The following is a 5,500-nucleotide window of genomic DNA, read 5'->3' on the forward strand; positions in this document are numbered from 1 at the left end:
ACCTAATCACTTGATCCCGGCAAGCTGCTTACACAGCGGGGACTCGCATCATCCGCATACACAGCCACGCATCAGATGTAACGGCGCTAGGCAGCGGGTGTCGAACTCGCCAAGCTTCGAGGTTCATGAGGGTGCTTCTGTTTCGTACGGGCGGCTTCTTCAAGAATGCTCCGGACTAGCTCGCCCGTCCAGTCGGACCGCCAAGCGTACTGTTGAACACGCGAAAGCACAGGAATATGCTCAACAAGACTCTCCGCGCGCTGATCGCAATCCTCACTCCGTCTGACCTCGTCCGCGGAGGCCTGCTGATCATCTTGCTGGCGGCCACGGCCGCTGTCGAGGCGGCGGGAGTAGCTTCGGTGGCGCCGTTTCTGGCCGTGCTCGCTAACCCCGACGTCGTCCATAGCAATGCCTACCTCAGGGCCGCATACGACGAGCTCGGGTTTGTCGACAGTTGGAGCTTCCTGCTTGCGCTCGCCATCTTCACGCTCGTCATCCTCCTCTTGGTCTCCGCTCTGCGAGCGGTGGTGCTCTATGTAGAGCTCAAGTTCATAAACACACGGCGACATCAGATTGGCGTCGAACTGGTGTCGCATTACCTGTCGCAGCCTTATCGGTTCTTCCTCGACCGGAATACATCGGAAATGTCCAAGACGGTGGTATCAGAGGTCGACGAGGTCATACGGTGCGGCGTCGCTCCAGCTTTGGCCTTGGCGGCGAGCCTCAGTCTGGTGGCAGCCATATTCGCTCTGTTGCTGGCGATAGATCCCATTGTTACCTTGAGCGTACTTTCTGCGGTGGCTGCACTCTATTCCGTCGTCTACGTCAGCGTGAGCGGGTTCCTTGGACGCAGCGGCGAAGGTCGCCTTCAGGCAAATCGCGAAAGATATCAGGCGATGTCCGAGGTTCTCGGCGGGATCAAGGAACTGAAGGTGCTTGGGAAGTCGAGCGCCTATCTTGCCGCCTTCGAGAGCCCGTCCAGACGATTCTCTCTTCACAGCGCAGCCGGCGAGGTCGTCTCGCAGCTGCCGAAGTTCCTGGCCGAAGCGGTAGGTTTCGCGGCCGTCTGCCTGATCTCGGTCTACATCCTGATGAGAAGCGGCAGCATCGGCAGCGCACTGCCTGTGATAGGGCTATATGCCTTTGCGGGGTTCCGGCTGCTGCCGGCGTTCCACAAGGTCTATTCCTCGGTGGCGCTGCTGCGCTTTGCCGCGCCTGCGGTGGGCGCGATCGCAGAGGAACTGCGGCAGGCCCCTGGAGGCGGGGGACGGCACGGGATCGGTACGCGTGGCGAGGAGCGCCTGTGCCTGCGCCGGTCGATCGAGCTTGAACATGTCAGCTTCCGTTATGATGGCGCCAGGCCCGCGGCCATATGCGATCTCAGTCTGACCATCGCCGCCGGCAGCGTGACTGGCATCGTCGGTCCGAGTGGGGTCGGCAAGAGCACCCTGGTCGATCTGCTGCTGGGCCTGCTGCGCCCCGACGAGGGGCGCATCCTGATCGACGGGACGCCCCTCACGGAGGCCAATGTCCGGGCCTGGCAGAACAATATCGGCTACGTGCCGCAACACANCGGCAGGCGGTGGAGCGGGCGGCAAGGCTGGCGCAGATCCACGACTTCATCGTGCAGCTGCCGGACGGCTACGCCACCTGCGTCGGCGAGCGTGGGGTGCGCCTGTCGGGCGGCCAGCGCCAGCGCCTCGGCATCGCCCGCGCGCTCTATCATGAACCCGACATCGTGATCTTCGACGAGGCCACCAACGCGCTCGACCATGAAACCGAAGCCAACCTCCTCGCCGCCGTCGAGGGACTGGCCGGGCAGAAGACAATCATCATGATCACCCACCGCCTGGCCACTCTCCACAAGCGAGCTTGCATCGTCGAGCTCCACCGCGGACGGCTGCGCAAAGCGGATACCATCCCGGTTGAGCATGCGGAGGCGGTGCTGGCAGTGCGCGAGGCTCCTCAAGCTGCCGCGGTGGGCGCTGTGCACTCTGTCGCCCCTGGCCGCTAGGACTTTCGACGGCTAACCAGGCTCGTGCTGGTCCGCAACCTAATCACTTGATCCCGGCAAGCTGCTTACACAGCGGGGACTCGCATCATCCGCATACACAGCCACGCATCAGNCGCAACCTAATCACTTGATCCCGGCAAGCTGCTTACACAGCGGGGACTCGCATCATCCGCATACACAGCCACGCACCACATGTAACGGCGCTAGGCAGCGGGTGGATCACGCACCCTGACTTGGGCCGATACGTCAATCATGCACCAAAGGAGAAGGCGCCGTGAATATATCAGTTGAAGTCATTGATAAGTCATTTCCGCCTCAAGAGGCCACCGACGAGCTTACCGTCGGAGTGATCATAACGACTTTCAATCATGCTCATTTCCTCGATGACGCCATCGGCAGCGTTCTGGCACAGACTCGCCTGGCGGACGAAGTGATCGTCGTCGATGACGGTTCGACCGACGATCCCTCGCAAGTCGTCCAGCGCTACCCGTCCGTGCGGCTTATCCGGCAGGACAACAAGGGGCCCTCAGCAGCCCGCAACTTCGGGTGGAAGAACTGCAGGACGACACATGTGGTCTTCCTTGATGCGGACGACCTTCTCCTGCCACACGCCCTAGAATGCGGCGTGAATTTCTGGAAGAGGCAGCCACACTGCGCTCTGGTCTACGGAGGGCATCAATACGTAACGGAAAGCTTGGCGCCAATGGGCGGTGACATCTTCATCAACATAGGCGAAGACGCCCATCATGACTTCATCCTCAGCAACTGCATCGGGATGCACGCTACCGTCCTCTATCAGCGCAAGTGCCTGGAGGAGATCGGTGGCTTCGATGAAGCGCTTCAGCGCGGTGAGGATTACGACCTCTACCTACGTGTAGCAAGCAGGTTCCCTGTTGCAGGATATCCCGTCACAGTCGCCCAATACCGCCGGCATGCAAAGAGCTTGACAGCAGACCGGGACCGGATGCTTCGGGCCGTGCTTTCAGTGCTGGATCGGCACGAGGAGCGCCTCGGAAACGATCCGTCCAGGCGCGCCGCCATGAGGGAGAGCAGAGCGAAATGGCGCGCGCTATATGCAAAGGAAATGCTCGTCGCCGCGCGGGCGGACTGGCAGTCCGGCAAGCGTTTCGCTCCGGTTGTGGGTCAAGTCGCGCGGGCAGTCGCATGGTCGCCTGGAGGCACTACGAGAGCCGTGACGCGCGAGTTCGGGCGGCACCTGCGGGAGGGGATGGTTTGGATGCGAAGGGAGAATAAGTAGAGCGCGCCTCGGTCCACCCGCGGCGGGTGGGGGTTTGATCGCGGAACGCCGATTGATCGCTACTACATTGAAGGCTTCCTCGCCAGGAATTCCGGGGACATCGGCGGCCGTGTACTGGAAGTCGGAGACAACCACTACACGTTACGCTTCGGCGGACCCGCCGTGGAGAAAAGCGACATCCTCTTCGTCGACGACAGCAACCCCAATGCCACGATAATTCGTGATCTGGCCGATCCCGAAACCCTCCGGGAACTGCAGTTCGACTGCTTTATCCTGACACAGACACTGCACCTGCTGTTCGACATGCGAGCCGCCCTTGCAACCCTGCACCGGGCACTGAAGCCCGGCGGTATCCTGTTACTTACCGTACCCGGGATCAGTCCAGTGGGTCGGGAAAGCGACTGGGGCCATACTTGGTGCTGGTCGCTTACGGCTGTGTCCGTCCGGCGCCTTGTCCAAGAGCAGTTCGAGCCGGGCAGTATCCATGTGGAAGCACATGGCAATCTCGAAGCCGCCATTGCATTTCTTCAGCAACGCGTGCTCGACGACGTCACTCGAGATGCGCTCGACCAGCATGACCCCTCCTATCCCGTCATCGTCGCCGCGCGGGCGAAAAAGTCTGCGGTTAAATGACTGCGGAATGATCTACCAACGGGGTCTAAGACTCATGGACGATACTGCCTCTTCGCTGCTGAAGAAATCCGCGCGCAGCCCGCAGCAGGCGCCTGCGCCTGCGCCCGGCCCAACCTTGCGTGCGTCCGGAGAGATCTCTCCCTCGAAGGAGGAGCTGAGGGTCGTTATCTTCTCTCCATTATTTCCGGAGTATGCGGCGCGTCTGGCTGCGTCCCTCGCCAATCATGGCTCCGTCCGACTGATTACGGATAGGACGGGTTACGAGAAGGAATGCGGACTGCATCTTGGCAGCCCAGAGCCTTCCAAACTGCAGACCCGCTTGTACCAGCTCTTTCTGCGAAGGTCCGGGATGTTCGCCTATATCCGCGACCTTCTGCGCGCGTTGATCGACATGTGGGCATTCAAGCCGCACATCGTGCATTTCCAGGAGTGCCCGAACTTCGCCCACTATATTATGGTCCTTCTGATGAAAGGCTCCGCAAGGATAGTCGTCACTGTGCACGACCCACTGCCGCATTCAGGAAGCGATTCCAAGGTCGATCGTCCCAGGATCCGCAGCCGGATAAGAGCCGCAGCAAACCTTCTCCTTGGTCATGGTCACCACTGCTGCACGGAGCTTGCCCGACTCACCCGCGCGAATGGAACCGAAGTCCGCGAGACGACGCATGGCGTGCTGTTGTGCCCACCTGCAGCACTGCAGCGTGAGCCCATACCAGGACGTGTGCTTCTGTTCGGACGAATGGAACAATACAAGGGGCTGGCCGTCCTGCTCGATGCAGTGGAGCTCCTGGGTCGACGCGGCCTCCCGTTGTCGCTGCATCTGGCTGGGCGGGGCTCTGAACTGGATCGCCTGGCCGGACGCTGCCGGGGTGCTACCAATATTACGGTCAGGGACAGCTTTCTCACGTCGCTGGAAGCCGTTCAGGAGTTTCAGGAGGCGTGCATCGTCGCCTTGCCCTATCTGGACGCCTCGCAAAGCGGGGTGGCTTCTGCGGCGTTCGCAAACGGGCGGCCGGTCGTGGCCAGTCGGGTCGGCGGACTGACGGACGTGGTGATCGATGGCGTGAACGGGCTGTTATGCGAGCCGGGGCAACCGGAGTCTCTGGCCGACGCACTGGGGATGGCATTGAGCTCGCCGCGCCTTGTGAGGCGCCTGCGGCAAGGCGCCATGAACACTGCCGCCACCAGTATGGATTGGGGCACAATCGCTTCGCGAACGGCCCAATACTACGGAGAACTACTCAAGAGACCGCGCGTCAGCTTGCCTAAAGCTTAGCTCGAACAACAGGAGAGCCTGGGCCGCGCCGGCGCAGGCACCCGCGCGCCAGCCGAAAGTCTCCTTTGCCGGACGAGGTCCGGTGGACGGTGTCCCGAAATCTTCAAGCCCGTGATCCACGAACCAGGACGCTTGCAACATGCTCTCATTACCCATCGTGCTCATGTATCACAGCATTGCGGAACCGATGACGGGAAACGACCCATTTGACCTGCATGTGAGCCCAGAGAACTTCCGCAATCAGATTGAGGTGCGGATTCCGACGTGAAGCCGGCCGCCATTCCGATCAAAGACCGGCCACCATTCCGATTTGAAGCCG

At 61.2% G+C, this 5,500-nt stretch carries 5 protein-coding genes; all 5 read left to right on the forward strand.

From position 1 onward, the window contains the following. The first annotated feature begins 236 nt into the window (after positions 1-236). The gene (locus X760_RS76045) at positions 237-1,742 is read left to right on the forward strand and encodes an ATP-binding cassette domain-containing protein (protein ID WP_023723237.1); all 1,506 of its coding nucleotides are present in this window, start codon (positions 237-239) and stop codon (positions 1,740-1,742) included. Further along, positions 1,739-2,014, forward strand: coding sequence for a hypothetical protein (locus X760_RS74150; RefSeq protein WP_023723238.1), 276 nt, complete (start codon positions 1,739-1,741; stop codon positions 2,012-2,014). Before X760_RS76045 ends, X760_RS74150 begins: the two co-directional genes overlap by 4 nt. Positions 2,015-2,288: 274 nt before the next feature. Further along, positions 2,289-3,272 carry a glycosyltransferase gene (locus X760_RS0140695; RefSeq protein WP_023723239.1) on the forward strand — a complete coding sequence of 328 codons (984 nt, stop codon included), beginning with the start codon at positions 2,289-2,291 and terminating at the stop codon, positions 3,270-3,272. 99 nt (positions 3,273-3,371) lie between these two features. Then, complete coding sequence (locus tag X760_RS0140700) at positions 3,372-3,905, forward strand: methyltransferase domain-containing protein (protein WP_348633272.1); 534 nt, start codon at positions 3,372-3,374, stop codon at positions 3,903-3,905. Between the two features lie 34 nt (positions 3,906-3,939). Beyond that, entirely contained in the window at positions 3,940-5,181 is a 1,242-nt protein-coding gene (locus tag X760_RS77055) for a glycosyltransferase family 4 protein (RefSeq protein ID WP_198023595.1), read from the forward strand. The last annotated feature ends 319 nt before the right edge of the window (positions 5,182-5,500 follow it).

Source organism: Mesorhizobium sp. LSHC420B00 (assembly GCF_000503055.1).
Lineage (GTDB): Bacteria > Pseudomonadota > Alphaproteobacteria > Rhizobiales > Rhizobiaceae > Mesorhizobium.

Bases quoted from the DNA above. Each gene is read 5' to 3' on its own strand.
- X760_RS77055 (WP_198023595.1), top strand. From the start codon at position 3,940: ATGGACGATACTGCCTCTTCGCTGCTGAAGAAATCCGCGCGCAGCCCG.